The following is a 25,534-nucleotide window of genomic DNA, read 5'->3' on the forward strand; positions in this document are numbered from 1 at the left end:
AGACCAGCACGGCTAATCAACTGGAACACAGCAACCTCACCGCTCTCCCCCTTCCCAACCGCCGCCCAGGGCCTTGTACAGGTTGACCTCGGCGGTCAGCGCCTCGCCCTGCAGCTGCAACACTGTCAACTCGGCGTTGAACAGGTTGCGTTGCGCGTCGAGCTCCTCCAGGTACGAGGCATAGCCTTCGTTGTAGCGGTTGTGGGCGATGCGCAGCGCTTCGCTCAAGGCGGCCCGCTGTTGCTCGGCCTGATCGCGCTGTTCGTGCAGGTAACGGATCGCGGCCAAGGCATCCTCGACTTCGGCGAACGCGGTCAGCACGGTCTTGCGATAGGCGAGCACGGCCTGGTCGCGGCGCGCGGCGCCGGCCTGCACTTGCGCGCGCAGGCGGCCGCCGTTGAACAACGGCGCCAGCACGCTGCCGCCGACGCTCCACAGGCGGATCGGGTCGCCATGCAGCAGGCTCGATTCGAGGCTGCCGAGCGAGCCGGTGAGGCGCAGCGACGGCAGCAATTGCGCGCGCGCCGCCGCCAGGTTGGCGTCGGCCGCGGCGATCTGCGCCTCGCCCTGGGCGATGTCGGGACGGCGCCGCAGCAATTGCGAAGGCACGCCAGCCGACGGCAGCGCCGGCGCGGCGATCTCGGTCAGCGCGCGGCCGCGCGGCACCGCTTCGGGTGCGCGGCCGAGCAGCACCGACAGGGCGTCCTCTTGGCGTCGGATCGCGAGCCGCAACTGCGGCACGACCTGAGCGGTGGCGCGGTACTCGGCCTCGGCCTGGCTCAGCTCCAGGCGCGAGCTGTAGCCGGTGTCGAAACGGCGCTGGGCGACGTTACGCGCGCCGGCGCGCGAGGCCAGCGTGCGCTGCGCGACTTCGAGCCGCGCATCGCTCGCACGCAAGCCCAGATAGGCCGAGGCCACCGCCGCGGCAACGCTGAGCCGTACGCTGTCGGCGGCAGTTTCGTTGGCGAGCAGATTGGCGCGGGCGGCGTCGGTCAGCGCATCCAGGCGGCCCCACAGATCGACCTCGTAGGCGGCCTGGAACTGCGGCTGGGTCACGCTGGAAAGGTTGGCGCGGCCGGTCGCTGCGCCGACGCTGCGCGCGCGTTGCGCGCTCATCGAGAAATCCAGGGTCGGCCATCGCACCGCGCCTTGCGCATCGAGCAGGGCGCGCGCCTCGGCGACGCGGGCCGCGGCCAGGCGCAGGTCGGTGTTGTCGGCGAGCGCGCGTTCGACCAGTTCGCCGAGCACCGGATCGTTGTAGCCGCGCCACCAATCGCGTTGCACGGCGACACCGGCGCCCGGCGCATCGCGCCAGGCCGGCGGCGGCTCGGCGAAGCTCGGCGGCGGCGCGACGCTCACGCAGGCCGCGAGCGTGCACGTCGCCAAGGCGATCGCGGCGATGCGCCAGACGATGCGGGTCGACCTCATCGGGTCGTGCCCTGGTCGCCTTGCGACTCGGCCGCGGCGGGCGGGCGCTGATCGGGGCCTCGCTCGCTTGCGCCGTGCGCAGGGTTCGCGACCACCGGCACCGCGGCATCGCGCGCCGCATTGGCCGCGGCAGCCTGTTCGGCGCGACGCACGGCGTCTTCGTCGATCTCGCTCGCCGTATCCACCGTCGCCTCGACCGACATGCCGGGGCGCAGGCGCGCCGCCATCGGCTGGTCCGGGTCGATCGCGATCCGCACCGGCAGCCGCTGCGCGACCTTGGTGAAGTTGCCGGTGGCGTTGTCGGTCTTGATCACGCTGAATTCCGAACCGGTCGCCGGCGACAGACGCTCGACCCGGCCGCGCAGCACCGCGCCGTCGAGCGCGTCGACGCGGAAACTCGCGGCCTGCCCGGCGCGGATGCGCGCGGTCTGCGATTCCTTGAAGTTGGCGACCACCCAGACCCGCTGCGGCACCAGTTGCATCAACTGCGTGCCGGGGGTGACGTACTGGCCCAGGCGCACGCCGATCTCGCCGAGCTGGCCGGCCTGCGGCGCGTGGATACGGGTGTTGGCCAGGTCGATCTCGGCCAACTGCACCGCGGCCTGGGCGTTGGCGACCGCGGCGGTCAGCGCGTCGCGGTTGACGATCACCGAGCGTACGTCCTCGTCGGCGGAGCGGCGCCCGGCCTGGGCCTGCCCGAGTGCGGCCTCGGCCTGGCGCAGCGCCGCCAGGGTCTGGTCGCGTTCGCGCAGCGACAGCGAGCCGTCGCCGACCAGGGCGCTGGCGCGGCGCATGTCGGCCTGGGCGCGGGCGAGGTTCGCCTGCGCGGCCTTGAGCTGGGCCTCGACGTTGGCGACCGCGGCCTCGCGCACGCGCCGGGCCTGGGTCGAGTTGGACAGGTTGGCCTGCTGCGCGGCGAGATTGGCGCGCGCCTGGTCGAGGCGTTGGCGGTAGTTGCGGTCGTCGAGTTCGACCAGCACCTGCCCGGCGCGCACCTGCATGTAGTCCTGCACCCGCACTTGGGCGACATAGCCGTCGACCTTGGGCGCGATCACGGTGACGCTGCCGCGCACGTAGGCGTTCTCGGTGGTCTGGCGCGCGCTCGAGAACGGCCATAGCCGCCAGGCGTAGAGGATCAGCAACACGCCGACGACGGCGATCGCGACGACCGGCACGGTGGCCTTGGATTTGAAGGGCGTCTTCAGCGGCATGGGGCGTCCTTCGGATCAGGTAGCGGGAACGGGAGAGGAAGCGGGAAGCGCGGCGGCTTCGCCCGGCGTGTCGCGACGTTCGTCCTGGACGGCTGCGGGCGCCGCCGCGGCCGGCGGACCGAACGGACCCGGCACCTGCGAAGCGAAGCTCACCACGGTGTGGCCGCGCCGCCACAGATGCCACTTCAGCAGCAGCACCCAGACCAGCACACCGAGCGCGAGCCAGGCCACGGCCAGGAACACGTCGTTGTAGGCCAGCACCCAGGACTCGCGCGCGACCTGCTGGCTCAGCGAGGTCAGCGCCTGGTTGCCGCGCGCGGCGTTGTCGCCGACCACGCGCGCGACCGCGCCGCCGAGTTGTTGGGTGCGCAGCACCACCTGCGGATCGCCGAGGGTCAGCGACTGGGTCAGATGTTGATAATGCGCGGTCTGGCGCTGGCTCAGATAGGTACCTAACACCGCCGAACCGAGCAGGCCGCCGAGTGCGTTGGTGGTGCTGAACAAGACGATGAAGGTGACCAGGTTGCGCACGCCGTCGGCGACCACCCGCACCAGGGCGAGCAGGATCGAGCTGGCCAGGAACATCGAGGCGGCCATCGCGATCAGGGTCTGGGTGATGTAGAAATTCGCCGGCCGGGTCAGGTTGGTCGCGTACGAATCGAACCAGGCGCAGATGCCGACCAGGCCGACCGCGATCAGGCCGAGCATGTCGAAACGCTGCTTCGGCAGGAACGGCAGGGTGACGACGAAGCCGGCCACGGTGCCGGCCAACACCAGCCAGAACAGCGTATGCATCTGCTCGTTGTTCAGACCCAGCACGTTGAGCAGGCCGACTGCGCCGACCGATTGCTCCGACAGCACCATGCGCGAGAGCACGATCGCCAGGCCCAGCCTGACCATGTAGCCGCCGTGCAACAGCCAGCGGATGTTGACCATGGGCCTGGAGCGGTTCATCTCGATCACCACGAACAAGGCGCCGCACAGCACCGCCGCGACCAGGCACTCGCCGAGCCAGGGCGTGTCGAACCACCAGCGCAGCCGGCCCTGGGTCAGCACCACGCACAGCAGGGCGATGGCCGAGGCGTAAAGCGGGAAGCTGGCGATGTCGAGGCGGTCGAACATCGGCTGGCGCGGCACCGGCGTGACCCGCAGCAGGTTGATCGCGGCCAGGCAGGCCAGGGCCAGGCCGAGTTCGAAGATCACGATGCCATGCCACTGCGCGTTGAGCAGCAGCGGTTCGGCGATGATCCGCGACAGCGGCGCGCCGGTCTGCAGCGCGGCGAAGCCGAACATCAGCCCGAGCACTTTCTTCGGCCCGTCGAAGACCTCGGCCATGTACAGCACGGTCAGCGAACTCAACGGCGCCGCAGCGATGCCCAGCGCCGCGCGCGCGGCGATCGCCGAGTCGAGATCGTTGGCGAGCAGATGCACGACCGCGGCGACCACGAACAGGCCGATGCCCAGATCGGCGAACAGGCGCAGGCCGTAATGCAGGCGGAACTTGGTCAGCAGCAGGCTGGCCGGGATGTTGGTGGCGAAATAGGCGGTGAGCAGCCAGGTCGCTTCGGCGCTGGTCGCGCCGAGCGCGCCCTGCACTTGCTGCAGGTTCGAGGCGACCAGGTTCATGCCCAGGCTCTGGGTCAGGCCCAGCAGCAGCGAGATCGAAACGAAGCCGGCGATGCGCCAGCGCGACATCGGCAGCGGCGCTGCGGGCGGCCCGGCCGGTGGCGCGGAGGCGGAAGGCGTCGCGGCGGTGGCGGCGGTGCTGGCCATGGATCGAGGCGCGCGGCTCCCGCTGTGTTCCGGACGAAGGCGATGCAGGCCGTTAGTAGGCAACAGCCGGCGGTCAAGGATCAAGCGCGTGGCCTGCGGATGCCGGCATGGTGGCCGCTGCGTTGTGTGCGTCGCGTCTAAGCCTGTGGACGCCAACGCGAGGACCATGCCGTCAAGCCGGGCCGCTGCGCCCGGCGCAGCGCTCGACAGGACTCGCCGCCTCGCGCGGGACACGACCAGGAACCCGCCGCATGAGCGTTGCCGGATGGTTGGCCTCGACCCTCGCGCTGCCCCTGCTGGCGCTCGCGACCGCGCACGCGGCGCCGCCCGACACCGCCGACCCCGGCGCGCTCGAAGCCGCCACCGACGCGATCTTCGCGCAATGGAACCGCCGCGACACGCCGGGCTGCGGGGTGGCGGTGTATCGCGACGACGCGACCGTGTTCCAGCGCGGCTACGGCATGGCCAGCCTCGAACTCGGGGTGCCGATCGGCGCACGGACCGTGTTCGACATCGGCTCGACCTCTAAACAGTTCACCGCCGCCAGCGTGTTGTTACTCGCCCAGGACGGCAAACTTTCGCTCGACGACGACATCCGCCAGCATCTGCCGGAGATGCCCGACTACGGCCGTCGGATCACCATCCGCCAGTTGCTGCAGCACACCAGCGGCCTGCGCGATTACATCGCCCTGCTGATCCTCGGCGGCGCGGCCTTCGACGACCAAGCCACCGACGCCCAGGCGTTGGACGCGTTGACCCGCCAGCGTGCGCTCAACTTCCCGCCCGGCAGCGAACATCTGTACAGCAACTCCGGCTATTTCCTTGCCGGCCAGATCGTCGAACGCGTGTCCGGGCAATCCCTGCCCGCATTCGCGCAGCAGCGGATCTTCGCCCCGCTCGGCATGCACGACACCCGCTTCCGCCGCGACCACGCCGAGCTCGTGCCCGGTCGCGCGATGGCCTATGCGCGCGCCGAGGCTTCCGTGGACGCGCCGCCGCACGACACCGCGACACGCTACCGGCTCGATCAGCCGCACTGGGACCAGGTCGGCGACGGCTCGATGCACACCACCACCGCCGACCTGCTGCGCTGGGACCGCAATTTCTACGAGCCCAAGGTCGGCACCGCGGCGATGCTCGCGCAGATGCAGCAAGCCGGCGCGCTCGACGACGGCAAGCGCATCGACTACGGCCTCGGCCTCAAGATGGGCGAGTACCGCGGCCTGGCCACGGTGCGGCATGGCGGCGCCTGGGGCGGGTATCGCGCCGAGCTGCTGCGTTTCCCGCAGCGGCATCTGAGCGTCGCCACTTTGTGCAATTTCGCCGAAGCGCAACCGCAGCGTTGGGCCGAACGCATCGCCGACCTGTGGTTGGGCCTGCCGCCTTCGCTCGCGCAGGACAGCGCCACGGTGCAGCGCAAGTCGGCGCACCTAACGCCCGCTCAATTGCAACAGTGGACGGGCGTCTATCGCCATGCCGAAAGCGGCGACCTGCGCAAGATCGTCCATGCCGACGGCCGGCTCGCCCTGCACCACTTCGACGACGAATTCATCCTGCGGCCCTTGGGCAGCACCGAGTTCGAACTGAGCGCGCCCTCGGTCGCCACGCTGCGCTTCCATGAGCGCACTCGCGACCGGCCACGCAGGATGACGGTGACCACCGGCGACCGCGGCGGGGATTACCTCGCCGTCGACGTCGCCGCGCCTACGGCCGACGAATTGCAGGCCTATGCCGGCCGCTATCGCTGCGACGAGCTCGGACGCGACTACGAGTTCGAACTCGTCGACGGCGCCCTGCAGCAACTCGACCCGCGCTTCCCCGCCGTCGCCCTGGAACCGCTGGAACGCGACCGCTTCGTCCAGGGGCTGTTGAGCTACCGTTTCCATCGCGGCGCCGACGGCCGCATCGACGGCGTCGCGCTCGATGCAGGCCGTGTGCGCGATCTAGCCTGTTCTCGTTTGTAGGCGCGGCGCGCTCAGCCGCGCCGACGCAGCACCCGCAGCACGCCGTACAACGCGACCAGCACCGCCAGCGAGGCGGCGATCGCTGCCCATTGCGCGCGCGTCATCGTCGCCAGGATCGCCGCCATCGTCAGCACCGCCAGCGCGGGCATGACCCAGGCGCCGCCCGGCATCGCGAAGGGTTCGCCGGGTCCGCGCAGATCGACGGCCTGGGCGCGCCAGGCGGCGATCGACACCGCCGCGAACAGCAGGCAGATGGCGCCGCCGGAGATCAGCGCCAGGGTTTCGAAATTGCCCATCCACGCCAGCGCCAGGGCGATGCCGGCATGCGCCGCTAGCGCCACGCGCGGCACGTGGTGCCGCGCATCGACGCGGCCGAAGGCCTGCGGCAGGTAGCCGTCGCGGCCGAGCGCGAACAGCAGCCGCGATGACGCGAACAGATTGCCCATCAGGAAGCCGGTCATCGACACGCCGGCGGTCAGCAGCAACAGGCCGTGGCCGGGCGACCAGATCGCGCCGGCGGCATCGGCGATCGGCGCGGTGCTCGCAGCGAGCCGCGCGCCCAACACGCCCTGGCAGACCACCTGGATGCCGACGTAAAGCAACACCACCACCACGATCGCCGACAAGGTCGCGCGCGGCACGTGGCGCGACGGGTCGCGCACTTCGCCGGTCGGCACCAGCGCGGTTTCCATGCCGGAGTAAGCGAACACCACCAGCACCATCGACGAACCGAGCGCGCTCCACGACGGCACCTCGCTCCAGCCGACCTGCTGCCAGTCGACGAAGTACAGCCCCAGCGTCGCCAGCAGGAACAGCGGGGTAAGTTTCAAAGTCGCCAGCAGCACGATCATGCGCGCGCCCAGGCGCACGCCGAAGGCATTGAGCGCGAACAGGACCGCGTAGACCGCGGCGATGAAGGCGCCGCGCGGCAGCGGCTCGCGCAGCACCGCCCAGGCATTGCCGGCCTGCTCGGCCAACGCCGCGGCGACACCGGCGCTGGAGGCGGTGTTGCAGATCCACATCAAGGCGCCGGCAAGAAAACCCGAGAACGGCCCGAACGCCGCACCGACGTAGGTATAGGGCCCGCCGGTCGCGGCGGCGCGACTGCCGATGGCCGAGAAGCACAGCGCGATCGGCACGATCGCGATGGCGCCGGCGACGAACACCAGCGGCGCGCTGACGCCCATGCGCCCGGACAGCAGCGCCGGCAGCATGAAGATGCCGGCGCCGACGATGATGTTGATGATCGAGGCGCCGAGCTGGAACGGGCCCAGCGCGCGCACCAGCGCGGCGTCGCCCTGCAATGCTTTCGATGGAGCGGCGGGCGCGACGGTTGCGGTCATGGCGAGTCCCGGGCGGGTCGCCGCAGCCTCGCACGGGCCGCGGCGAAAGGCGAGCGCGATGCGACCGGAACGCGCCCCCTGCCCTTGACCGCAAGCTCGAACGAATCGCCGCTCAGCAATGCTCGCGCATGAAGTCCACGAACACGCGCAGCTTGGTCGGTAACTGCTTGCGCGCCGGGTAATAGATATGGAACCCCGGGAACGCCGGCGTGTAAGCGTCGAGCACTTGCACCAGGCCGCCGCTGCGCAGGTCCTCGGTCACCATCGGCTCGAAGGCCTGCATCAGGCCGCAGCCGGCACGGACCATGTTCAAGGCCAGGCTGCTGTCGTTGTAGATCAGCCGCCCGGCGACGTCGACCTCGTACTCGCGGCCGTCGCGGGTGAACTCCCAGGCCATCAGCCGACCGCTGCCGGGCAGGCGATGGCGCAGGCATTCGTGGTCGACCAATTCCTCGGGTGTGCGCGGGTGCGTCCGCTGCTCGAAGTAGGCCGGCGACCCGACCACGATCTGCCGCTGCGGGCCTCCGAGCGGCAGCGCGATCATGTCCTTGGCCAGGCATTCGCCGAGGCGGATGCCGGCGTCGAAACCGCCCGCGACCAAGTCGGCGAGGGTGTCGTCGGCGAAGACCTCGACCTGCATCTGCGGATAACGGGCGAGGAACGCCGGCAGGTTCGGTTCGAGCAACAGGCGCGCGGCGACCCGGCCGGTGTTGATGCGCAGGCGCCCGGTCGGGCGGTCGCGGACCGCGTTGAGGTCGTCGAAGGCGGCCTCGATCTGGGCCAGCCCCGGGCCGATCTGTTCGAGGAAACGTGCGCCATGCTCGGTCAGGCCGACCCGGCGAGTGGTGCGGTTGAGCAGACGCACGCCGAGCTTGGCCTCCAGGGTGCGTACGGTTTGCGACAGCGCCGACGGCGACAGCTCCAGCTCGGCCGCGGCGCGAGTGAAGCTTTCGTGGTGGGCCACGCGGGCGAAGGCGATGACGGCGGGGAGCGGGTGGGAAGCCATACAGGGCACCGTTGATTATGAAGCAATGCTTCAAGAGTCATTCGGATAATTCCTGTTTTTTCAGCAATCCGCCAGGCCTATCGTCTGTCTCCTGGCCCCAGCCGACCCGGCCCGGGACGAGGACGCCGTATCGCCTACACGGGGTCGGGCCCATCGGACCGGTCTGATTGGCTCGGCCTGTCCGTCGCGACCTCGCCGCGCCGTGCTGCAAGGCCCGGCGCCGCCGGCCAGTTCGCTTCCGCCTTTCCCCTCCCCCGTTCGCAGAGGACTCCGCATGAACGCTACCGCCATCCCGACCCGCCGCCTCGGCCGCAACGGCCCGGCCGTCTCCGCACTCGGCCTGGGCTGCATGGGCATGAGCTTCGCCTATGGCGATGCCGACGAGGGCGAGTCGCTCGCCACCCTCGACCGTGCCCTCGAACTCGGCGTGACCCTGCTCGACACCGCCGACATGTACGGCCCGCACACCAACGAGCGCCTGCTCGGCAAAGCCTTGCGCGGCCGCCGCGAGGAGGTGTTCCTGGCGACCAAGTTCGGCATCGTGTTCGATCCCGACCGCCCCGAGCTGCGCGGCATCAACGGCCGCCCCGAATACGTGCGCAGCTCGATCGAAGGCAGCCTGCAGCGCCTGGGCACCGACCATATCGACCTGTACTACCAGCACCGCATCGACGCCGAGGTGCCGATCGAGGACACCGTCGGCGCGATGGCCGAACTGGTGCAACAGGGCAAGGTGCGCTACCTCGGCCTGTCGGAACCGTCGGCGCAGACCTTGCAGCGCGCGCATGCCGTGCACCCGATCACCGCGGTGCAGAGCGAATATTCGTTGTGGACGCGCGACCCCGAGCGCAACGACGTGCTCGCGACCTGCGAGCGTCTCGGCATCGGCTTCGTCCCCTACAGCCCGCTGGGCCGCGGCTTCCTGACCGGCAACATCGCCAGCCCGAGCGAGCTGCAAAGCGACGATTTCCGCCTGTCGACCCCGCGTTTCCAGGGCGACAACTTCGTCCGCAACCTGGAACTGGCCGAACAGGTGAAGCGATTGGCCACGAACAAGGGCTGCACGCCGGCACAACTGGCCCTGGCCTGGGTGCTGGCGCAGGGCGAGCACATCGTGCCGATCCCCGGCACCAAGCGCCGCAAGTACCTGGAAGACAACTTGGGCGCCTTGCAGGTGATGTTGTCGCCCGACGAACTCGCCGCACTCGACACGGTGTTCCGCCCGGACGCGATCGCCGGCGACCGCTACACCGCGGTCGGCATGGCGCTGATCGGGCGCTGAGGTTTAGCGGCTGGTTTGCGGCTGTTTTCGACAACAAGCGCGTAATCCGTTGCCCCCTTTGAAAAAGGGGGCCAGCGCCCTGCGCCGGCACTAGGTCCGAAACGGGTTGCGGCGCGGGGGATTTGCTTCTCGGCGTGATTCGCACTAGATGCGCAAAAGCAAATCCCCCTGCCCCCCTTTTTCAAAGGGGGAACTGCAACGGCTATTCGGACAATGAAGTCAGCGGCTGGTTTGCGGCCGACCGCAAGCGCGTACTCCATTGCCCCCTTTGAAAAAGGGGGCCAGCGCTTTACGCGAGCACGAAGCCAGATGCATCTTCAGCGCGGGGGATTTGCTTCTCGGCGTGATGCGCACTGATGCGCAAAAGCAAATCCCCCCTACCCCCCCTTTTCCAAAGGGGGGAACTGCAACGGCTAAAGCGTCGGTCACCACTGGTAGCGCACCGTCGCCGTCACCGTGCGCGGGTAGCCGTAGTAGCACCACGCCGCACTGTTGCAGACGCTGATGTATTCCTTGTCGGTGAGGTTGCTGGCATTGAGCTGGAAGCGCCAGTTCTGCAGGTCGTAGCGCAGCGAGGCGTCGAACACGGTGTAGGACGGGGTCTTCCACTGGTTGTAGATATCGCCGTAGTGCTCGCCGGTGTAACGCACGCCGGCGCCGACGCCCAGACCCGACAAGGGGCCGTAGGGAATCGTGTAGTCGGCGCCCAGCGAAGCGACGTTGCGCGGTTGCAGGGCGATCTGCTTGCCGAGCGCGGCGGCGTCGTTGGTCCGCGTCACCTCGCTGTCGGTATAGGTGTAGGCGCCGTACAGGCTCAGGCCGTTGCGCAGGTTCCAGCGGCCTTCGAGTTCGGCGCCGCGCACTCGGGTCTGGCCCTGCTGCACCGAGAACAAGGTGTGGTTCGGGTCGACCGTCAGGGTGTTTTCCTGCTTGATCTCGTAGACCGCCAGAGTCGCCAGCGCGCGGCCGTTGGCCGGCTGGAACTTCAATCCGGCTTCGATCTGTTCGCCGGTGGTCGGCTTGAATGATTGCCCGGCGAAGTCGACGCCCACGGTCGGCTCGAACGATTGCGACCAGGCCAGGTACGGCGCCCAGCCCGAATCGAACAGGTAGTTCACGCCCAGACGGCCGGAGAAGCGGCTGTCGCTCTGGCGTTCGCGCGCGACCGGCGTGGCCAACAGTTGTTCGGTGCGGGTGCGCACGCGGTCCTGGCGCCCGGCGGCGGTGATCACCCAGCGGTCGATCTCGATCTGGTCCTGCAGGTATAGCCCGAGCTGCTGCTGGGTCTTGTCCTGGCGCGAGGTATAGGCCGGCTTGACGATGGCGGCGCCGTAGACCGGAGCGAAGATATCCAGCGACGGCGCGCCGAAGGCGAACGCCGAGGCGTAGTCGCTGTTGAGGCGGCGGTAGTCGACGCCGGCCAGGACGGTGTGGCGCCAGGCGCCGGCATCGAGGTTCCACTGCAGGTTGTTGTCGACCGCGAACGAGGTCGACTCTTCTTCGAGCGGGAAGTAGTAGCGCGTCAGCGTGCGCTGGTCGGCCTGCAGGCCGAATGCGCCGACGCCGGCGTCGTGGTCGACCTCGACCTTGCCGTAGCGCAGGTTCTGGCGGAACTCGAGCGCGCCGCCGAAGCGGTGGCTGAATTCGTAGCCGACCGAGGTCATGGTCTTGAGGTAATCGTTCCAGCCCGGCTCGCCGGTGTAGCGATGGCTCGGAATCTTGCCGTTCGGGTTCGCAAGCAAGGTGCCGGCAGCCGGTAGGAAACCGCCGCCCTGGGCGGTGTCGGCCTTCTGGTAGCGCGCGAGCCAGGTCAGCGAGGTCGCTTCGCTCGGTTTCCAAGTCAAAGCCGGGGCGAAGAAGTAGCGATCGTCGTGGACGTAGTCGACGTGGTTGTCGCTGTTGCGCGCCAGGCCGGTGAGCCGGTAGGTCCAGCGGCCGCTGTCGCCGAGCGGGCCGCCGAAATCGAACGCCGCCTGGCGCAGATCGTAGTTGCCGACGGTGACTTCGACTTCGCGCAGCGGCTCGGCGACCGGGCGCTTACTCACCATATTGACCAGGCCGCCCGGCGGCATCGCCCCGTACGACACCGACGACGGCCCCTTCAGCACTTCCAGGCGTTCAAGGCCGTAGGGCTCGATGCGGGTGCCGCCGGTCCAGACGCCGTCGGTCAAGGCCAGCCCGTCCATGTAGCGCGCCGGGCTGAAACCGCGCACCAACAGCCAGTCGCTGCGGGTGTCCTGGCCGTAGCCGCCGCCCTGCGCGCCGGCGGTGTACCAGACCGCTTCCTCGACCCCCTGGATACCGCGGTCGCGCATCTGCTGCGCAGTCACCACCGAGATCGACTGCGGCACCTCGATCAGCGAGGTGTCGGTCTTGGTCACGGTCTGGCTGCGCCTGGCGATCGGCGCGCGCACCTGCACCTCGTCGAGCGTGGTCGGATCGCTCGCCTCGGTCGGTTCGGCCGCCCGCGCGGCGAACGCGCCGAGCAGCAGCGGCAAACCCAACAGAGCCAGACGGATCGCCTGCGGCAGCGCGGGCGGGTTCGATGCGGACGAGAACGGCATGGACGGAAGCCTGAGGGAGTCGGAAGGTACGGAACGCGCGCGGCGCGTCCCTGGGCGTCGTCGCCGGACCGTCGCGACCAAGCGCGACGCGGCCGGTGGCAGGACCCTGGAATTCCGGGCGCGCCACATTCACGAACAATAATCATTCTCATTTTACCCCGATACGGCGGCGGCGCAATCTGGCGCCCGTGCAGTGAAGCTGTCGAGCGCCGCAGTACCCGGCCACAGTCGCTCGGATGCCGTTCGTACTCGGTCTGCCGCCAACGCCGGCCCAGGACTTGGCGCAGCCGTCCCGCCCAGGCAGGCTGCGCTTCTCCCCTTCGTCGTCGAGAGCTCCGATGCGACTCGTTTCCCTGCGCGCACTGCCGGTCGCGCTCACTGCGGCCTGGTCCTGCCTGGCTGCAGAATCCGCCATCGCTGCCACGGCCGCGGAACCTGCGCAGGTCGCCGAGGCCGCGCAGCAGGTGCGCGACCAGGTCGTGACCTGGCGCCGCGACATCCATCAGCACCCGGAACTCGGCCAGCACGAAGTGCGCACGGCCAAGCTCATCGCCGACCAGTTGCGCAAGCTCGGTCTGCAGCCGCGTACCGGCATCGCCCACACCGGCGTGATCGCCGTGCTCAAGGGCGGCAAGCCGGGGCCGCGCATCGCGATCCGTGCCGACATGGATGCGCTGCCGGTGACCGAGCCGGCCGGGCTACCGTTCGCTTCGCAGGTCAAGGCCGACTACCGCGGCCAGCCGGTCGGGGTGATGCATGCCTGCGGCCACGACGCGCATGTCGCGATCCTGCTCGGCGTAGCCACCGCCTTGGCGGCGCAGAAAGAGCAACTGCCCGGCGAGGTGATGTTCGTGTTCCAGCCGGCCGAAGAAGGCCCGCCGGTGGCGGGCGCGCCGTTCGGTGCGGCGATGATGCTCAGCGAAGGCGTGTTCAAGGCGTTCAAACCCGAGGCGGTGTTCGGGCTGCACGTCTGGGCCGGCTTGAGTGTCGGCGAGGTCGGCTACCGCAGCGGGCCGATGCTCGCCAGCGCCGACGAATGGAGCCTGACCGTGCGCGGCAAGCAGACCCACGGCTCGCGCCCCTGGGACGGCGTGGACCCGATCACCGTCGGCGCGCAGATCCTGCTCGCCAGCCAGAGCCTGATCGCACGCCAGGTCAACATCGCCGCGACTCCGGTGGTGCTGACCGCCGGCCAGTTCAATGCCGGGGTGCGCTTCAACATCATTCCCGACGAAGCCAAGTTGGTCGGCACCCTGCGCACCTTCGATGTGGCGGTGCGCGAGGACGTGATCGCGCGCCTGCGCCGCACCGCCGAGGACTACGCCCACGCCGCCGGCGCCAGCGCCGAGTTGCAGGTGGTCAACAACGCGCCGGCGACGATCAACGACCCGGCCCTGACCCGGCGCGTGCTCCCGTCGCTGCAGCGCGCGGCCGGCGAGGCGCGGGTGAAGGAGTCGGCGATGGTGACCGTGGCCGAGGATTTCTCGCAGTTCGCCAACACCGTGCCGGGATTCTATTTCTTCGTCGGCTCGACCGCGGCGGGCATCGACCCGGCCAAGGCGCCGATCAATCATTCGCCACAGTTCCTGCTCGACGAGGGCGCGCTCGAAGTCGGCACCAAGACGATGCTGCAGGTGGCGCTGGATTATCTGCACGGCGGTTAGAGCGGGCCTACGCTGCAACGGGTAGGAGCGGCGTCCTAGCGGATTTCCTTCGGTCACAAGCCGCGATCACGGCATGGGGGTTACGACGCAGGCGCGGTTTCGCGGTCGCGACTTGCGTCGCTCCTACAGGGGGTGCCCCGCGATTCGATGAACACGGGGCGGGGCGAACCGAACCGACCAAGGTCGCGCAGCCCCGCCGGCGGGCATGGGCTAGGATCGGGACTTTCCTGCCGGAGTCCGTCGATGAAGCGTCCGCTGTCCGTCGCCTTGAGTTGCGTCCTGAGCTGCTCCGCCTTCGCCGCCCTCCCGCTCGCCGCCACGGCGCAAACCGCCGCGGCCTCGGCCGAACGCCCCGAAGTGAAAGCCGCCGCCGCTCAGGTCAAGGCCGATGTGATCGCCTGGCGCCGCGACTTCCACCAGCATCCGGAGCTGTCCAACCGCGAGGAGCGCACCGCGGCCAAGGTCGCCGAGCATCTGCGCAAGCTCGGCCTCAAGCCACGCACCGGCATCGCCCGCCACGGCGTGGTCGCGATCATCGAAGGCGGCAAGCCCGGGCCGAAGATCGCCCTGCGCGCCGACATGGACGCGCTGCCGGTCACCGAGCAGGTCGATCTGCCGTTCGCGTCCAAGGCCACGGCGAACTTCCGCGGCGAAACCGTCGGGGTGATGCACGCCTGCGGCCACGACGCCCACACCGGCATCCTGCTCGGCATCGCCGACGCCCTGGTGGCGATGAAGAAAGACCTGCCGGGCCAGGTGATGCTGGTGTTCCAGCCGGCCGAAGAGGGCGCGCCCGCCGACGAAGAGGGCGGCGCTTCGCTGATGCTCAAGGACGGGCTGTTCAAGGACTTCAAGCCCGAGGCCATGTTCGGCCTGCATGTGTTCTCGACCCTGTCGGCCGGCCAGCTCGGCGTGCGCCAGGGCCCGCTGATGGCGGCGTCCGATCGGTTCACCATCAAGATCAAGGGCCGCCAGACCCACGGCTCGGCGCCCTGGGCCGGGGTCGACCCGATCGTCGCCGCCGCCGACGTGATCGGCAGCGCCCAGACCATCGTCAGCCGCCGCACCAACATCGCCAAGCTGCCGGCGGTGGTGAGCTTCGGCGCGATCAAGGGCGGCATCCGCTACAACATCATTCCCGACGACGTCGAAATGATCGGCACCATCCGCACCTTCGACGAGGGCATGCGCCAGGCGATCTTCAAGGACCTCAAGAACGTCGCCGAACACGTCAGCACCGCGCACGGCGCCCATGCCGAGGCCACGGTGCCCGACCAGGACGGCAACCCGGTGACCTACAACGACCCGGCCCTGACCGCGCGCATGCTGCCGAGCCTCAAGGCCGTGGCCGGCGACGCCAACGTGGTCGAGATGCCGCTGGTGATGGGCGCCGAGGACTTCTCGTACTACGCCAAGGAGGTGCCGGCGATGTTCTTCTTCGTCGGCGCGACCGCGCCGGGCGTCGACGCGGCCACCGCGCCGAGCAACCATTCGCCGAAGTTCAAGCTCGACGAGAGCTCGCTCGACGTCGGCCTGCGCGCGATGCTGCAGGTGACGCTGGACTATCTGCATGGGGCGAAGGCGGCGGGCTAAGGCGGGAAGCACCCCCGGCCCCCTTTTCCAAAGGGGGAACAGCCGAGGCAAGTCAGAAGGCGCAACACCGGCGAGATGCGCAACACCAACCACTCGCCCTGCGTAACTCCCTGCCCCCTTTGACAAAGGGGGCAAGCGCCCGGCCTGTGTTCGAAGTGCGCGTCGTCTGTCGGCGCGGGGGATTTGCTGTTCGGCGCGATGCGCCGCAAGCACCAGCAAATCCCCCTCCCCTCTTTTTCAAAGGAGGGAAACGCAAAGGCCAGGCTGGGGCGGGGTTGCGGCGGGCTGGAGCAGGCCAGGCAACCGATCCTAACGGGCCTCCCCATCGCCAGCGGCTAAAATGTCGCCATGACTTCCCATGACCTCCCCCTCGGCCGCCACGTCGATTACCCGCGCGAGTACGACGCCTCGCTGCTGTTTCCGATCGCCCGCTCGCTCGGCCGCGCCCATATCGGCCTGGCCGACGACGCCCTGCCCTTCGTCGGCATCGACCGCTGGCACGCCTACGAGCTGAGCTGGCTGGACGCTCGCGGCAAGCCGCGCGTCGGCACCGCGACCCTGTCGGTGCCGGCGACTTCGCCGCAGCTGATCGAGTCCAAGTCGCTCAAGCTCTACCTCAACTCCTTCAATGCCACCCGCTTCGACGACGATGGCATGGTCCTGGCGACCATCGCCCGCGATCTGTCGGCCGCCGCCGGCGCGCCGGTCGAGGTCGCATTCGGCCTGCCGCCGATCGACACCGCCGACGGCGTCGAGTCGATCGACGAGCTCGACGTCGTGATCGACGACTACGGCCCACCGAACGCCGAGCACCTCGCCGCCGATGCCGGCGAGATCGTCGAGGAAACCCTCGGCAGCGCGCTGCTCAAGTCGAATTGTCCGGTCACCGGTCAACCGGACTGGGCGCGGGTGGTCATCGCCTATCGCGGCCCCAAGCTCGATCGCGCCGCGCTGTTGCGCTATCTGGTCTCGTTCCGCGACCACGCCGAGTTCCACGAGCAATGCGTCGAACGCATCCATTCCGACCTCAGCCGCCGCTGCCAGCCGCAGTGGCTGTCGGTCGAGGCGCGCTACACCCGCCGCGGCGGCTTGGACATCAACCCCTGGCGCGGCAGCCCGGGCCTGTCGCGTCCGAGCGTCGGCCGCGACGAACGCCAGTAATGTGCCTTTGAGCCCGGCCTCTGGGCCGGGCCGTCCGCTGCGCTGAATGCGCAGAATCACATTATTCAGTTTTGTAATGTGAGTTCACGCCGGCGCTATACATTTTTAACAAGCCGCATGTCATGTTGCGCTCGCCACTTCGGCAGGAGCCCTCAACCCATGACTACCCCGGACAAGAAAGCCGATTTTTCCGATGTGACCACCCATGTCGATACCACCGCGGAGAAAGTCGAGAAGGCCGACTTCTCCGACGTGACGGTGACGGTCGATACGACTGCGGAAAAAGTCGGCGAACAGACCTATACGGTCGAAAAGGGCGACACGCTTTCGCATATCGCCAAACAGTTCTACGGCAAGGCGAGCAAGTGGAACGCGATCTTCGAGGCCAATCGCGATCAGCTCGACGATCCCGACCAGATCCAGCCCGGCCAGATCCTCAAGATTCCGACCATCAACGACTGATCCGTCGACTGCGTTTCACCATCATCACCATCGTCTTTCCAGGAGATCCACCATGTTGATCCGCAATCGTACGCATTACGCCGTTGCCGCTGCCCTCGTGGCCGCGTTGGCCCTGGCCGGCTGCAAGAAGAAGGAAGAAGCGGTGGCGCCCGCACCGGCTCCGGCCCCGACCGAAACCCCGGCTCCGGCGCCGGTCGAACCCGCTCCGGCCCCGGCCGCGTTGAGCGTGGTGTCGGTGACCTTGGGCACCGCCGCCGGTCCGGACAAGAAGATCGCCGCGCCGACCACCAGCTTCAAGCCGACCGACAAGATCGTCGCCTCGGTCGCCACCGACGGCACCGCAAGCAACGCCGAAGTGGCCGCCAAGCTCGTCTATCAGGACGGCCAGACCGCCGGTGAAGAGAAGCAGACCCTCAACACCACCGGTGCCGAAACCACCAACTTCCAGTTCGCCAAGGCTTCGCCGTGGCCGGCCGGCAAGTACAAGGTCGAGATCAGCGCCAACGGCGCCGTGGCCAACACCACCGAACTCGAAGTGAAGTAACCCTCTCTCTCCGCCTCATGGGCGGGCAAGCCCGGGCGCGGCTCACTGCCGCGCCCTTTTTTTGTCCGCGCGATCCGTAATCGCCGATGGACCAGGGCTTGCAGCAGATCGCTTCAGAACTTCAGCAAACGGGTTCCCCCTTTTGAAAAAGGGGGGCCGGAGGATTTGCTCCTGCTGCGCCAACCCCGCATCGATTCCGCGGCGCCGAACCCGCCACTACCCCTGCGGAAACTCCCCGTCCACGTACAGCCAGCGCCCCTCGACCCGGACGAAGCGACTGAGCTCGTGCAGGCGCGCCGCCGAACCGCCGCCGACCCGATAACGGGCGACGAATTCGACCGTCGCCGCGTCCTCGCCGTCGAGACGGTGCCGCTTCACGTCCAGGCCGAGCCAGCGCACCCCCGGCTCGAAATCGAGCTCGCTGGGGCAGGTGTCCGGGAACCAGCTGGCCCGCAGGTACTCCAGGTCGCCCAAGGCGTAGGCGCTGTAGCGCGAGCGCATCAGGGCCTCGGCGGTAGCGGCGGCGGCCCCGGCATGCAGCCGGCCGCAGCAGTCGGCATAGCGGCGCGAAGGGTCGCAGGGGCAGGCGGCGGGCAACGCGATACGGGCGGTCATGGCGATATTTTCGTCGCAAGCACGCCGCTGCGACTACCATGCGCGTCCTCTCCCCTGTCCCGAGCCCCGCCATGAAACCGCCTGCCTACCTCGACGACGAGCAGATCGAACGCCTGGCCGACCTGCTCGATCAGCGCGCCGTGCCCCACAAGGGCTTCAATCTGGAAGCGCTGGACGGCTTCCTGTCGGCCCTGGCGGTCAGCCCCGAACAGCCGACGGCCGAGGAATGGCAGCCGGTGGTCTGGGGCGGAAAGGCGCCGCGCTGGAACGACCAGGCCGAGGCCGACGAGATCCAGGCCTTGTTGCTCGGCCACTGGAATATGGTCAGCTCGCGCGTCTGCCACGGCGACGACGACCTGCCCGACCACCTGGCGCCCCTGCTGTGGCTGCCGGAAGAGCCCGAAGCCGATGCCCCGGACGAACTCGACGTCGGCCGCGACTGGGCCTTCGGTTTCTTCCGCGGCGTCGAGCTGCGCGAAGGGGCCTGGGACCAGTGGCTCGACGACAACGACTGGATGGACGAAATCTTCGGCCTGTTCGACCGCCTCGCCAGCGGCGAAGTGCTCGGCGAGGACCCGGCGGCGCCGCCGACCCCGATCAGCTACCGCGAGCGCCTGGAGATCGTTGCCGGCCTGCCCGGCATGCTGGCCGACCTGCACCACCACCGCATCGAGGCCCTGACCCCGCGCGAACCGCTGCGCCGCGTCGAGACCCCGGACCGCAACGACCCCTGCTCCTGCGGCAGCGGCAAGAAGTACAAGAAGTGCTGCGGCGCCTGAGCCGCGCGCGCTGAAGCACGGCCACCGCTGCGCCATCGCAGCTCGCCATGCAGCGGGGCCGCATCGACATCGTCGCTGCGGCCCCGATCGGTTTCGTGTCCATAGCCATAACCGCTGACTCGAAACGCACCCGCCGCATCGCCGGCGCCTCTTGCCGGCCGCGCCGGGGCCGATGAGAAAATGGCGCCGATCCCATCGGTTCCGTTCGGCGATGTCGACCCATCCCTGCCTGCGCTGCGGCGCCTGCTGCGCCCATTTCCGCGTCGCCTTCCACTGGAGCGAAACCGACGCCCACCCGGACGGCCTCACCCCGAGCGCCGCGACCGAAGTCCTCGACCCGCACCGCGTGGTCATGCGCGGCACCTATGCCGGCCGCATCCATTGCCATTCCCTGCGCGGCACGGTCGGCGCCGACGCCCAGTGCGGCATCTACCCGCTGCGCCCTTCGCCCTGCCGCGAGCTGTACCCCGCGTGGGAAGACGGGCGACCAAGCCCGCAATGCGATCAGGCGCGGGCAGCGTATGGCTTGGAGCCGTTATCGCCGCAGCATTGGTCGGCGAGCGCGCGGTCCGTTACGGATCACGACCGCCCGAGCACGAACGCAATGACCCACCGTTCGGCGAACGCTACGGACTAGACCGATCCACGGCGGCCCCGCTCCACGCCCTCAGCAAGGGCTCGCGGTAGTCGGCGTCTTTTTCGTTCCAATGGACATAACCGTTGGGCAGGTCGATGTGGAAGAAGCTCTCGTAGTAATCCTCGTCGAGCGCGGCTTCGTCCTGGTCGCGGCCGAAGATCTTGGCCCGGACCGCATGGGTTTCCAGCTCGGTGTCTTCCTGCTGCAGCGCGATCAAGGTGTAGGACTCGCTCGCGGCGGCGACGCGCTCGAACGGCTCGATCGCGTACAGCTTCGCCAACGCGCGGATCAGGCGGTCGCTGGCCGCACCGGTCGACGACAGCACCAGGCCTTCGCCGTAGACGTGCTCTTGCCGCAGGTGCATGTCGGCATCGAATCCCGGACCGATCCGCTTCACCAGTCGCGCGTCCAGCCCGACGATCTCGCCCTCGTGACGCGCCGACATGCGGAAGTAGTAGTGATCCGCATCCGAGCGCAGATCTTCGATCTTGAAGGTGCAGTCGACGAAACCGTCCTCGCAGGCTTCGGTCAATTCCGGCAGCGCCGAGTCGGTTTGCTCCGTTTGCATCGCAGGTCCTCCACGGATGGTTCGAGCGGTCGACGACTCGGCCGCCGCAGCAATGAGCCGGGCCCGTCCAGGGCAAGCCCGGGACGCATCATTCCATAGCGCGTCGGCCTTATACCCGTCCGGTCTTTGCCTCGCCCCGCCCGAACCGCGACAATGGCGGGCCGGATCGCAGCCGCACCGCTTTCCGCAAGGACCCTGCTCCGCCCCGTGCGCCAGCGCACGGCGGCCCCACTGGAGATCGTAATGACCGAGTTCGTAGCGACGCCGCCCGCAGGCGGCGCCAAGATCACCAAGACCCCGACCGGCCTCAACGTGCCGGATCGTCCGATCATCCCGTTCATCGAAGGCGACGGCACCGGCCCGGACATCTGGCGCGCTTCGGTGCGCGTGCTCGACGCCGCGGTCGCCAAGGCCTACGGCGGCCAGAAGAAGATCGAATGGGTCGAGGTCTTCGCCGGCGAAAAAGCCAACAACACTTATGGCACCTGGCTGCCGGACGGCACCGTGCAGGCCTGCCGCGACTACCTGGTCAGCATCAAGGGTCCGCTGACCACGCCGGTCGGCGGCGGCATCCGTTCGCTCAACGTCGCCCTGCGCCAGATGCTCGACCTGTACGTCTGCCTGCGCCCGGTGCGTTGGTTCGAAGGCGTGCCCTCGCCGGTCAAGAAGCCGGGCGACGTCGACATGGTGATCTTCCGCGAGAACACCGAGGACATCTACGCCGGCATCGAATGGGCCGGCGGCAGCGCCGACTCGCAGAAGGTGCTGGATTTCCTGCAGAAGGAATTCCCGCAGGCATTCGACAAGATCCGCTTCGGCACCGCCGAGAAGAACGCGGCGTGGCTCGGCGAACTGCAGGCCATCGGCGCTCCGGCGCGCGAGCTGCCGGTCGAAGTCGGCCTGGGCATCAAGCCGGTCAGCCGCCTCGGCACCGAGCGCCTGGTGCACAGCGCGATTTCCTACGCGATCGAGAACAAGCGCAAGTCGGTGACCCTGGTCCACAAGGGCAACATCATGAAGTACACCGAAGGTGGCTTCCGTGACTGGGGCTACCAGGTGGCGCGCGACTACTTCGGCGCGGTCGAACTCGACGGCGGCCCCTGGCACGTGATTCCGGAAGGCAAGCCGGGCGCGGGCCTGGTCATCAAGGACGCCATCGCCGACGCCTTCCTGCAGCAGATCCTGCTGCGTCCGAAGGAATACGACGTGTCGGCGACGCTGAACCTCAACGGCGACTACCTGTCCGACGCGCTCGCCGCGCAGGTCGGCGGCATCGGCATCGCCCCGGGCGCGAACATCAACTACGTGACCGGCCACGCCGTGTTCGAGGCGACCCACGGCACCGCGCCGAAGTACGCCGGCCTGGACAAGGTCAACCCGGGTTCGGTGATCCTGTCGGGCGAGATGATGCTGCGTTACCTGGGCTGGACCGAAGCGGCCGATGCCATCATCGCCGCGATGGACAAGGCGATCGCCAGCAAGCGCGTGACCTACGACTTCGCCCGTCTGATGGACGGCGCGACCGAGGTCAAGTGCTCGGAGTTCGCCGACGAGATCATCAAGCACCTGTAATCGGGTCGCCGACGACGATCGTACAAAGGGGCGCTTCGGCGCCCCTTTGTTTTGGCGGGGTCTGTGCGCCGCAAAGCCGTCGATCTGCTTAAGGGTAGGAGCGGCGCGAGCCGCGACCGCGCTGCGTCGGTCTCGCGCCGGCTCCGGCGCAACCCTCTGTAGGAGCGACGTGAGTCGCGACCAAGGGACCAGCAGGAGTAACAGAGCCTATGCCATTCATCGAAGCGGCGTGCCGTCGCGAGGGTAGGAGCGGCGCGAGCCGCGACCGCGCTATGACAGTCTTGCGACGTATCGGTATGGTTAGGCGGCAGGCGCTCAAAGCAAAGCTTCCGTCCGCTAACGCGGCCGGGTTACTTTCTTTTGCTAAGCCCAAAAGTCCGTCTGGATTCCCTTCGGTCAAAGGTAACCAAAGAAAAGGGCTCTCCTTGCAAGGGCACAGGCCACGAGTGCGATGCTGTCGCAGGGATTTTCCGATAAGACATCCTTGTCTTATCGGAAAACGGCGCACGTCCTGTGCGCCGCCCTCCGGGTCTCCAGGTGTTCTCGCTAGCTCATCGCCGCGCCAAGCTCTTCAGAGCAACAGCAACAACAAAATTGCCGTTGCCGTTGCCGTTGCCGTTGCCGTTGCCGCAAGGATTTTGCTGTTGCTGTGCGTCGCCTCGCACTAGCGAAGGCAGACGAAGACCCGGAGGGCGGCGCGCACGGATGCGCGCCGTTTTTCATCGGTACAGGGATGTCCCGTATGAAAAATCCCCGCGTCGGCACCGCTCGTGCGGGCCTGTGATTCAAAGAAAAGCAACTTCTTTGGTTACCTTTGACCGAAGGGAATCCAGACGGACTTTTGTTGCTTATGACAAAAGAAAGTAACCCGCCGCTTTAGTGGCGGAAGCTTTTGGCGTTTGATCTAGATCTTGCTTAAGCGAAACGCGGCAAACCTGTTACAGCGCGGTCGCGGCTTGTGACCGAAGGAAATCCAGTAGGACGCCGCTCCCACCCTTGGCGGCGTCGCTGCAGCGGATTCGACGAGGCGCTTTAGTGGCGGAAACTTTTGGCGTTTGATCCTGATCTTGCTTGAGCGAAGCGCCGCGAGACCGAAACAGCGCGGTCGCGGCTTACGCTGCTCCTACCCTTAGGCTTCGGGAAATCGAACCAGCCCCGCTCAGCGCATATACGGCGCCTGCGTACTCTCCACCTGCTTGCGCTGGATCTGTTCGATCTTGGCGCGCTCCTCTTCCGCAGTCAGGCGGTGCTTCGGCGCGATGTTCGGTTCGATCAGGCGCATCCAGCTGCGGGTGATCTGTTTGCTCTCTTCTTCGCAACGCAGCGCGCGCGCCTCCGGCAGACGGCCGGTGGTGACGATGCGCAGGTACTTGCCCGGGTTGTTGCCGTAGATCATGCACTGCAGGTTGAAGTAGCGCTGCGCCCCGACCGAGTGCTCGTCGGCATAGGTGGCCATGTCGTGCTGGCCATCGTCGGTGGCGATGAAGAAGGTCGCGGCGAGCTGCAGTTTCTGGGCGATGTCGCTGGAGGACTCATCGGCGCTGACCAGGGACAGCATCAGGGTCGTGGCCAACTGGTCGACGGCGTCTTCCTCGCGACCGGTCGAAGGCAGGTCGAGCATGTCGATCAGGGCGTGGCCGGTCTCGTGCAGCATCAGGAAACGCAGATTCGCCAGCAGGTAGTCGAGCTGGTCGCGCGTGGCGCCGCCGTTGGCCTGGACGAAGGCCGCACCCTGGCGCACCAGCAGATCGATCATCTCGTAACACAGGACGACATCGCCCTTGTCCTTGGCGTAGAAGGCGTTGACCGTGCCGCATTCGGCGGCGATGAAGTTGATCGGCCGCGGCAGGGTGAGCCAGCCATCGAGCTGGTTGACCTCGGGTAAGTGCCTGAGCAGATCGATCTCGCGCGCCATCTCGTACGTCGGCAGCAACTCGCCGCTGCGCGGAACCACGTACTGGTAAGTGAAATGCGTGCCGTCGGCCTTCTCTTCCGGCACCACGGCAGCGACTTCGGTCGCGGCCGCTTCCGGCGGCTTGACCGCTTCGAGCGGCTTGATGGCGGCGACGGGTTTGGCGGCGGCGACCAGCGCCGCGGCGGCCTGTTTCTGCGACCAGACGCTGTAGCCCCAGATCGAGCAGACCGCGATCAGAGCGGTCGCCAGCAGGCCGATGATGATCTTCTGTACCATGTTTGTGGCTCTTGGCTGGAATACTGCAAGACCGAAGGGATCGGCCCACTTCCGAGCGCACAGGACGCGGTGACGATTGGATTCCCCCAACGGCCGTGATTCCAATCGGTGCCTACAGCGTCCTTGCCCCGTCAAGGGCGGATGGTACTCCGATGCTTATGTGACTGCATCCGCTTTTTTGACAGTAGATTTCCTTGCCGATGCACCGTCGATAGTGCGTTCTAAGCCGCCCGCCGCACCGCATGAGACCTGCGAGCAAGCGCCGGCGAACACCACACGCCCCACCCGGAACGGACGCCATGACCGCTACCACTGACGACCCGCTCGATGGCGGTCCCTTCGCCGGCGTCGACCTCGACGCCTTCGGCGAACCCGCTCGCGGCGCCGTCCTCGAAGCCTCGCAGGATTTCCGCGACGTCCTCGCAGGCCGTCGACCGAGCTTCGCCCAACCCGACATGGACGCGCCGCTGCCGGCCGACGGCGGCAGCCACGGCTACATCGGCCGCGGTTACCGGCTCTGGATTTGCCGCAGCCTGTCGAGCTTCGGCGGCGTCCACGGTTATGTGTACGGCCCGGTGCTGAGCTTCGATCAGGACGTCGCCCCCGGCAACGAACGCTCGCTCGCCGCTACCCGTTTCTATACCGCCGCGCAGCTGCACGCGCTGTTGGCGCAGGCATGACGACGTTCGCTCGCTACCTTTGGCTTCTGGTCGCCGCGATCGCACTGCCGGCGTGGGTACATTGGCCCTACGTGGTCGGCGAGATCGATCTGGCCTCGGTCGAGATCATGACCTCGACCCGCTTCCTGTTCGAACTCGCGCTGTCGACGAGTTTCGGCTTCGTGCTGCTGGTGCTGCCGTGGTCGCTGTGGTTGCGGCAACGGCGCCGCGGCGTGTTGCCGCGCGATACCTGGATCGCGGCGACGGCGATGACCTCGGCGACCCTGCTCGGCCTGCACTCGAACATGACCATGTACGCGCCGTTCTACGGCAATACCTGGGCACCGTGGGAACCGACCTTCGAGTTGTTCCTGCCGCACGCCCTGTCGGTGCTGGCGATCCTGGCGCTGACCATCGCGCTGGAAGCGATCGGCGCGCAACGTGCGTTGCGCGCGGGCGTGTCGGCCGCCGTGTCTTCCGGCCGGTCCTGAGCCGCATTCGACTGAGCCGCGCTCGGC

The 25,534-nt window shown here is 68.1% G+C and carries 21 protein-coding genes; 12 read left to right on the plus strand and 9 right to left on the minus strand.

Going from position 1 to position 25,534, the window contains the following annotated elements; genetic code table 11:
- Positions 1-36: 36 nt before the first annotated feature.
- Genes LC490_RS01890 through LC490_RS01900 form a run of 3 tightly spaced genes read right to left on the minus strand, consistent with a single transcriptional unit; the run spans position 37 to position 4,412 of the window.
- On the minus strand, positions 37-1,428 hold the full coding sequence (locus tag LC490_RS01890; RefSeq protein ID WP_223619112.1) for an efflux transporter outer membrane subunit: 1,392 nt from the start codon (positions 1,426-1,428) through the stop codon (positions 37-39).
- Entirely contained in the window at positions 1,425-2,639 is a 1,215-nt protein-coding gene (locus LC490_RS01895; RefSeq protein ID WP_223619113.1) for an HlyD family secretion protein, read from the minus strand. Before LC490_RS01895 ends, LC490_RS01890 begins: the two co-directional genes overlap by 4 nt.
- Positions 2,640-2,654: 15 nt before the next feature.
- Positions 2,655-4,412: an MFS transporter gene (locus LC490_RS01900; RefSeq protein ID WP_081930973.1), complete on the minus strand. Its 1,758-nt coding sequence runs from the start codon at positions 4,410-4,412 to the stop codon at positions 2,655-2,657.
- A gap of 251 nt (positions 4,413-4,663) precedes the next feature.
- Here LC490_RS01900 and LC490_RS01905 point away from each other — a divergent pair, with 251 nt between their 5' ends.
- A complete protein-coding gene (locus LC490_RS01905; RefSeq protein WP_223619114.1) occupies positions 4,664-6,376 on the plus strand; it encodes a serine hydrolase domain-containing protein in 1,713 nt (570 codons plus the stop codon).
- An 11-nt stretch (positions 6,377-6,387) separates the two neighbouring features.
- Here LC490_RS01905 and LC490_RS01910 read toward each other — a convergent pair whose 3' ends face one another.
- Both LC490_RS01910 and LC490_RS01915 read right to left on the minus strand, forming a co-directional pair.
- The gene (locus LC490_RS01910) at positions 6,388-7,719 is read right to left on the minus strand and encodes an APC family permease (protein WP_223619115.1); all 1,332 of its coding nucleotides are present in this window, start codon (positions 7,717-7,719) and stop codon (positions 6,388-6,390) included.
- 112 nt (positions 7,720-7,831) lie between these two features.
- Positions 7,832-8,725 (minus strand): LysR family transcriptional regulator, encoded by an 894-nt coding sequence (locus LC490_RS01915; RefSeq protein ID WP_223619116.1) that lies wholly within the window; start codon positions 8,723-8,725, stop codon positions 7,832-7,834.
- A 289-nt stretch (positions 8,726-9,014) separates the two neighbouring features.
- On the opposite strand from LC490_RS01915, the gene LC490_RS01920 reads away from it, so the two are divergent.
- The gene (locus LC490_RS01920) at positions 9,015-10,007 is read left to right on the plus strand and encodes an aldo/keto reductase (protein WP_223619291.1); all 993 of its coding nucleotides are present in this window, start codon (positions 9,015-9,017) and stop codon (positions 10,005-10,007) included.
- A 425-nt stretch (positions 10,008-10,432) separates the two neighbouring features.
- On the opposite strand, the gene LC490_RS01925 is transcribed toward LC490_RS01920, so the two are convergent.
- Positions 10,433-12,571 (minus strand): TonB-dependent siderophore receptor, encoded by a 2,139-nt coding sequence (locus LC490_RS01925; RefSeq protein ID WP_223619117.1) that lies wholly within the window; start codon positions 12,569-12,571, stop codon positions 10,433-10,435.
- A gap of 338 nt (positions 12,572-12,909) precedes the next feature.
- On the opposite strand from LC490_RS01925, the gene LC490_RS01930 reads away from it, so the two are divergent.
- The 5 genes from LC490_RS01930 (at position 12,910) to LC490_RS01950 (ending at position 17,995) form a co-directional block, all read left to right on the plus strand.
- The gene (locus LC490_RS01930) at positions 12,910-14,235 is read left to right on the plus strand and encodes an amidohydrolase (protein ID WP_223619118.1); all 1,326 of its coding nucleotides are present in this window, start codon (positions 12,910-12,912) and stop codon (positions 14,233-14,235) included.
- A gap of 243 nt (positions 14,236-14,478) precedes the next feature.
- On the plus strand, positions 14,479-15,828 hold the full coding sequence (locus LC490_RS01935) for a M20 family metallopeptidase (protein ID WP_223619119.1): 1,350 nt from the start codon (positions 14,479-14,481) through the stop codon (positions 15,826-15,828).
- A gap of 348 nt (positions 15,829-16,176) precedes the next feature.
- Positions 16,177-16,989: an NADPH-dependent 7-cyano-7-deazaguanine reductase QueF gene (queF, locus tag LC490_RS01940; protein WP_031372586.1), complete on the plus strand. Its 813-nt coding sequence runs from the start codon at positions 16,177-16,179 to the stop codon at positions 16,987-16,989.
- Positions 16,990-17,148: 159 nt separating this feature from the next.
- On the plus strand, positions 17,149-17,451 hold the full coding sequence (locus LC490_RS01945; RefSeq protein WP_031372587.1) for a LysM peptidoglycan-binding domain-containing protein: 303 nt from the start codon (positions 17,149-17,151) through the stop codon (positions 17,449-17,451).
- A gap of 52 nt (positions 17,452-17,503) precedes the next feature.
- Positions 17,504-17,995, plus strand: coding sequence for a hypothetical protein (locus LC490_RS01950; protein ID WP_031372588.1), 492 nt, complete (start codon positions 17,504-17,506; stop codon positions 17,993-17,995).
- 216 nt (positions 17,996-18,211) lie between these two features.
- Here the strand turns inward: LC490_RS01950 and LC490_RS01955 are convergent, their stop codons facing one another.
- Positions 18,212-18,610, minus strand: coding sequence for a YchJ family metal-binding protein (locus tag LC490_RS01955; RefSeq protein ID WP_223619120.1), 399 nt, complete (start codon positions 18,608-18,610; stop codon positions 18,212-18,214).
- 71 nt (positions 18,611-18,681) lie between these two features.
- Here LC490_RS01955 and LC490_RS01960 point away from each other — a divergent pair, with 71 nt between their 5' ends.
- Together LC490_RS01960 and LC490_RS01965 are read left to right on the plus strand one after the other, a co-directional pair.
- Complete coding sequence (locus LC490_RS01960) at positions 18,682-19,389, plus strand: UPF0149 family protein (RefSeq protein WP_223619121.1); 708 nt, start codon at positions 18,682-18,684, stop codon at positions 19,387-19,389.
- 211 nt (positions 19,390-19,600) lie between these two features.
- Positions 19,601-20,026 carry a YkgJ family cysteine cluster protein gene (locus LC490_RS01965; RefSeq protein WP_223619122.1) on the plus strand — a complete coding sequence of 142 codons (426 nt, stop codon included), beginning with the start codon at positions 19,601-19,603 and terminating at the stop codon, positions 20,024-20,026.
- On the opposite strand, the gene LC490_RS01970 is transcribed toward LC490_RS01965, so the two are convergent.
- Positions 20,016-20,594 carry a hypothetical protein gene (locus LC490_RS01970; RefSeq protein ID WP_031372592.1) on the minus strand — a complete coding sequence of 193 codons (579 nt, stop codon included), beginning with the start codon at positions 20,592-20,594 and terminating at the stop codon, positions 20,016-20,018. The two genes, LC490_RS01965 and LC490_RS01970, sit on opposite strands and share 11 nt — an antisense overlap.
- 243 nt (positions 20,595-20,837) lie before the next feature.
- On the opposite strand from LC490_RS01970, the gene icd reads away from it, so the two are divergent.
- Positions 20,838-22,166, plus strand: a complete 1,329-nt coding sequence (gene icd, locus LC490_RS01975) for an isocitrate dehydrogenase (NADP(+)) (protein WP_031372593.1) — start codon at positions 20,838-20,840, stop codon at positions 22,164-22,166.
- A gap of 1,159 nt (positions 22,167-23,325) precedes the next feature.
- Here the strand turns inward: icd and LC490_RS01980 are convergent.
- Positions 23,326-24,357 carry a DUF4344 domain-containing metallopeptidase gene (locus LC490_RS01980; protein ID WP_051885378.1) on the minus strand — a complete coding sequence of 344 codons (1,032 nt, stop codon included), beginning with the start codon at positions 24,355-24,357 and terminating at the stop codon, positions 23,326-23,328.
- Between the two features lie 299 nt (positions 24,358-24,656).
- Between LC490_RS01980 and LC490_RS01985 the strand changes: the two genes are divergently transcribed.
- Positions 24,657-25,037 carry a hypothetical protein gene (locus LC490_RS01985; RefSeq protein WP_223619123.1) on the plus strand — a complete coding sequence of 127 codons (381 nt, stop codon included), beginning with the start codon at positions 24,657-24,659 and terminating at the stop codon, positions 25,035-25,037.
- On the plus strand, positions 25,034-25,507 hold the full coding sequence (locus LC490_RS01990; protein WP_223619124.1) for a hypothetical protein: 474 nt from the start codon (positions 25,034-25,036) through the stop codon (positions 25,505-25,507). Before LC490_RS01985 ends, LC490_RS01990 begins: the two co-directional genes overlap by 4 nt.
- Positions 25,508-25,534: the final 27 nt, after the last annotated feature.

This window comes from Lysobacter sp. ESA13C, assembly GCF_019970005.1.
Taxonomy (GTDB): Bacteria; Pseudomonadota; Gammaproteobacteria; order Xanthomonadales; family Xanthomonadaceae; genus Lysobacter; species Lysobacter antibioticus_B.

Bases quoted from the DNA above. Each gene is read 5' to 3' on its own strand.
- LC490_RS01890 (WP_223619112.1), bottom strand. From the start codon at position 1,428: ATGAGGTCGACCCGCATCGTCTGGCGCATCGCCGCGATCGCCTTGGCG.
- LC490_RS01895 (WP_223619113.1), bottom strand. From the start codon at position 2,639: ATGCCGCTGAAGACGCCCTTCAAATCCAAGGCCACCGTGCCGGTCGTC.
- LC490_RS01900 (WP_081930973.1), bottom strand. From the start codon at position 4,412: ATGGCCAGCACCGCCGCCACCGCCGCGACGCCTTCCGCCTCCGCGCCA.
- LC490_RS01905 (WP_223619114.1), top strand. From the start codon at position 4,664: ATGAGCGTTGCCGGATGGTTGGCCTCGACCCTCGCGCTGCCCCTGCTG.
- LC490_RS01910 (WP_223619115.1), bottom strand. From the start codon at position 7,719: ATGACCGCAACCGTCGCGCCCGCCGCTCCATCGAAAGCATTGCAGGGC.
- LC490_RS01915 (WP_223619116.1), bottom strand. From the start codon at position 8,725: ATGGCTTCCCACCCGCTCCCCGCCGTCATCGCCTTCGCCCGCGTGGCC.
- LC490_RS01925 (WP_223619117.1), bottom strand. From the start codon at position 12,571: ATGCCGTTCTCGTCCGCATCGAACCCGCCCGCGCTGCCGCAGGCGATC.
- LC490_RS01930 (WP_223619118.1), top strand. From the start codon at position 12,910: ATGCGACTCGTTTCCCTGCGCGCACTGCCGGTCGCGCTCACTGCGGCC.
- LC490_RS01935 (WP_223619119.1), top strand. From the start codon at position 14,479: ATGAAGCGTCCGCTGTCCGTCGCCTTGAGTTGCGTCCTGAGCTGCTCC.
- queF (WP_031372586.1), top strand. From the start codon at position 16,177: ATGACTTCCCATGACCTCCCCCTCGGCCGCCACGTCGATTACCCGCGC.
- LC490_RS01945 (WP_031372587.1), top strand. From the start codon at position 17,149: ATGACTACCCCGGACAAGAAAGCCGATTTTTCCGATGTGACCACCCAT.
- LC490_RS01950 (WP_031372588.1), top strand. From the start codon at position 17,504: ATGTTGATCCGCAATCGTACGCATTACGCCGTTGCCGCTGCCCTCGTG.
- LC490_RS01955 (WP_223619120.1), bottom strand. From the start codon at position 18,610: ATGACCGCCCGTATCGCGTTGCCCGCCGCCTGCCCCTGCGACCCTTCG.
- LC490_RS01960 (WP_223619121.1), top strand. From the start codon at position 18,682: ATGAAACCGCCTGCCTACCTCGACGACGAGCAGATCGAACGCCTGGCC.
- LC490_RS01965 (WP_223619122.1), top strand. From the start codon at position 19,601: ATGTCGACCCATCCCTGCCTGCGCTGCGGCGCCTGCTGCGCCCATTTC.
- LC490_RS01970 (WP_031372592.1), bottom strand. From the start codon at position 20,594: ATGCAAACGGAGCAAACCGACTCGGCGCTGCCGGAATTGACCGAAGCC.
- icd (WP_031372593.1), top strand. From the start codon at position 20,838: ATGACCGAGTTCGTAGCGACGCCGCCCGCAGGCGGCGCCAAGATCACC.
- LC490_RS01980 (WP_051885378.1), bottom strand. From the start codon at position 24,357: ATGGTACAGAAGATCATCATCGGCCTGCTGGCGACCGCTCTGATCGCG.
- LC490_RS01985 (WP_223619123.1), top strand. From the start codon at position 24,657: ATGACCGCTACCACTGACGACCCGCTCGATGGCGGTCCCTTCGCCGGC.
- LC490_RS01990 (WP_223619124.1), top strand. From the start codon at position 25,034: ATGACGACGTTCGCTCGCTACCTTTGGCTTCTGGTCGCCGCGATCGCA.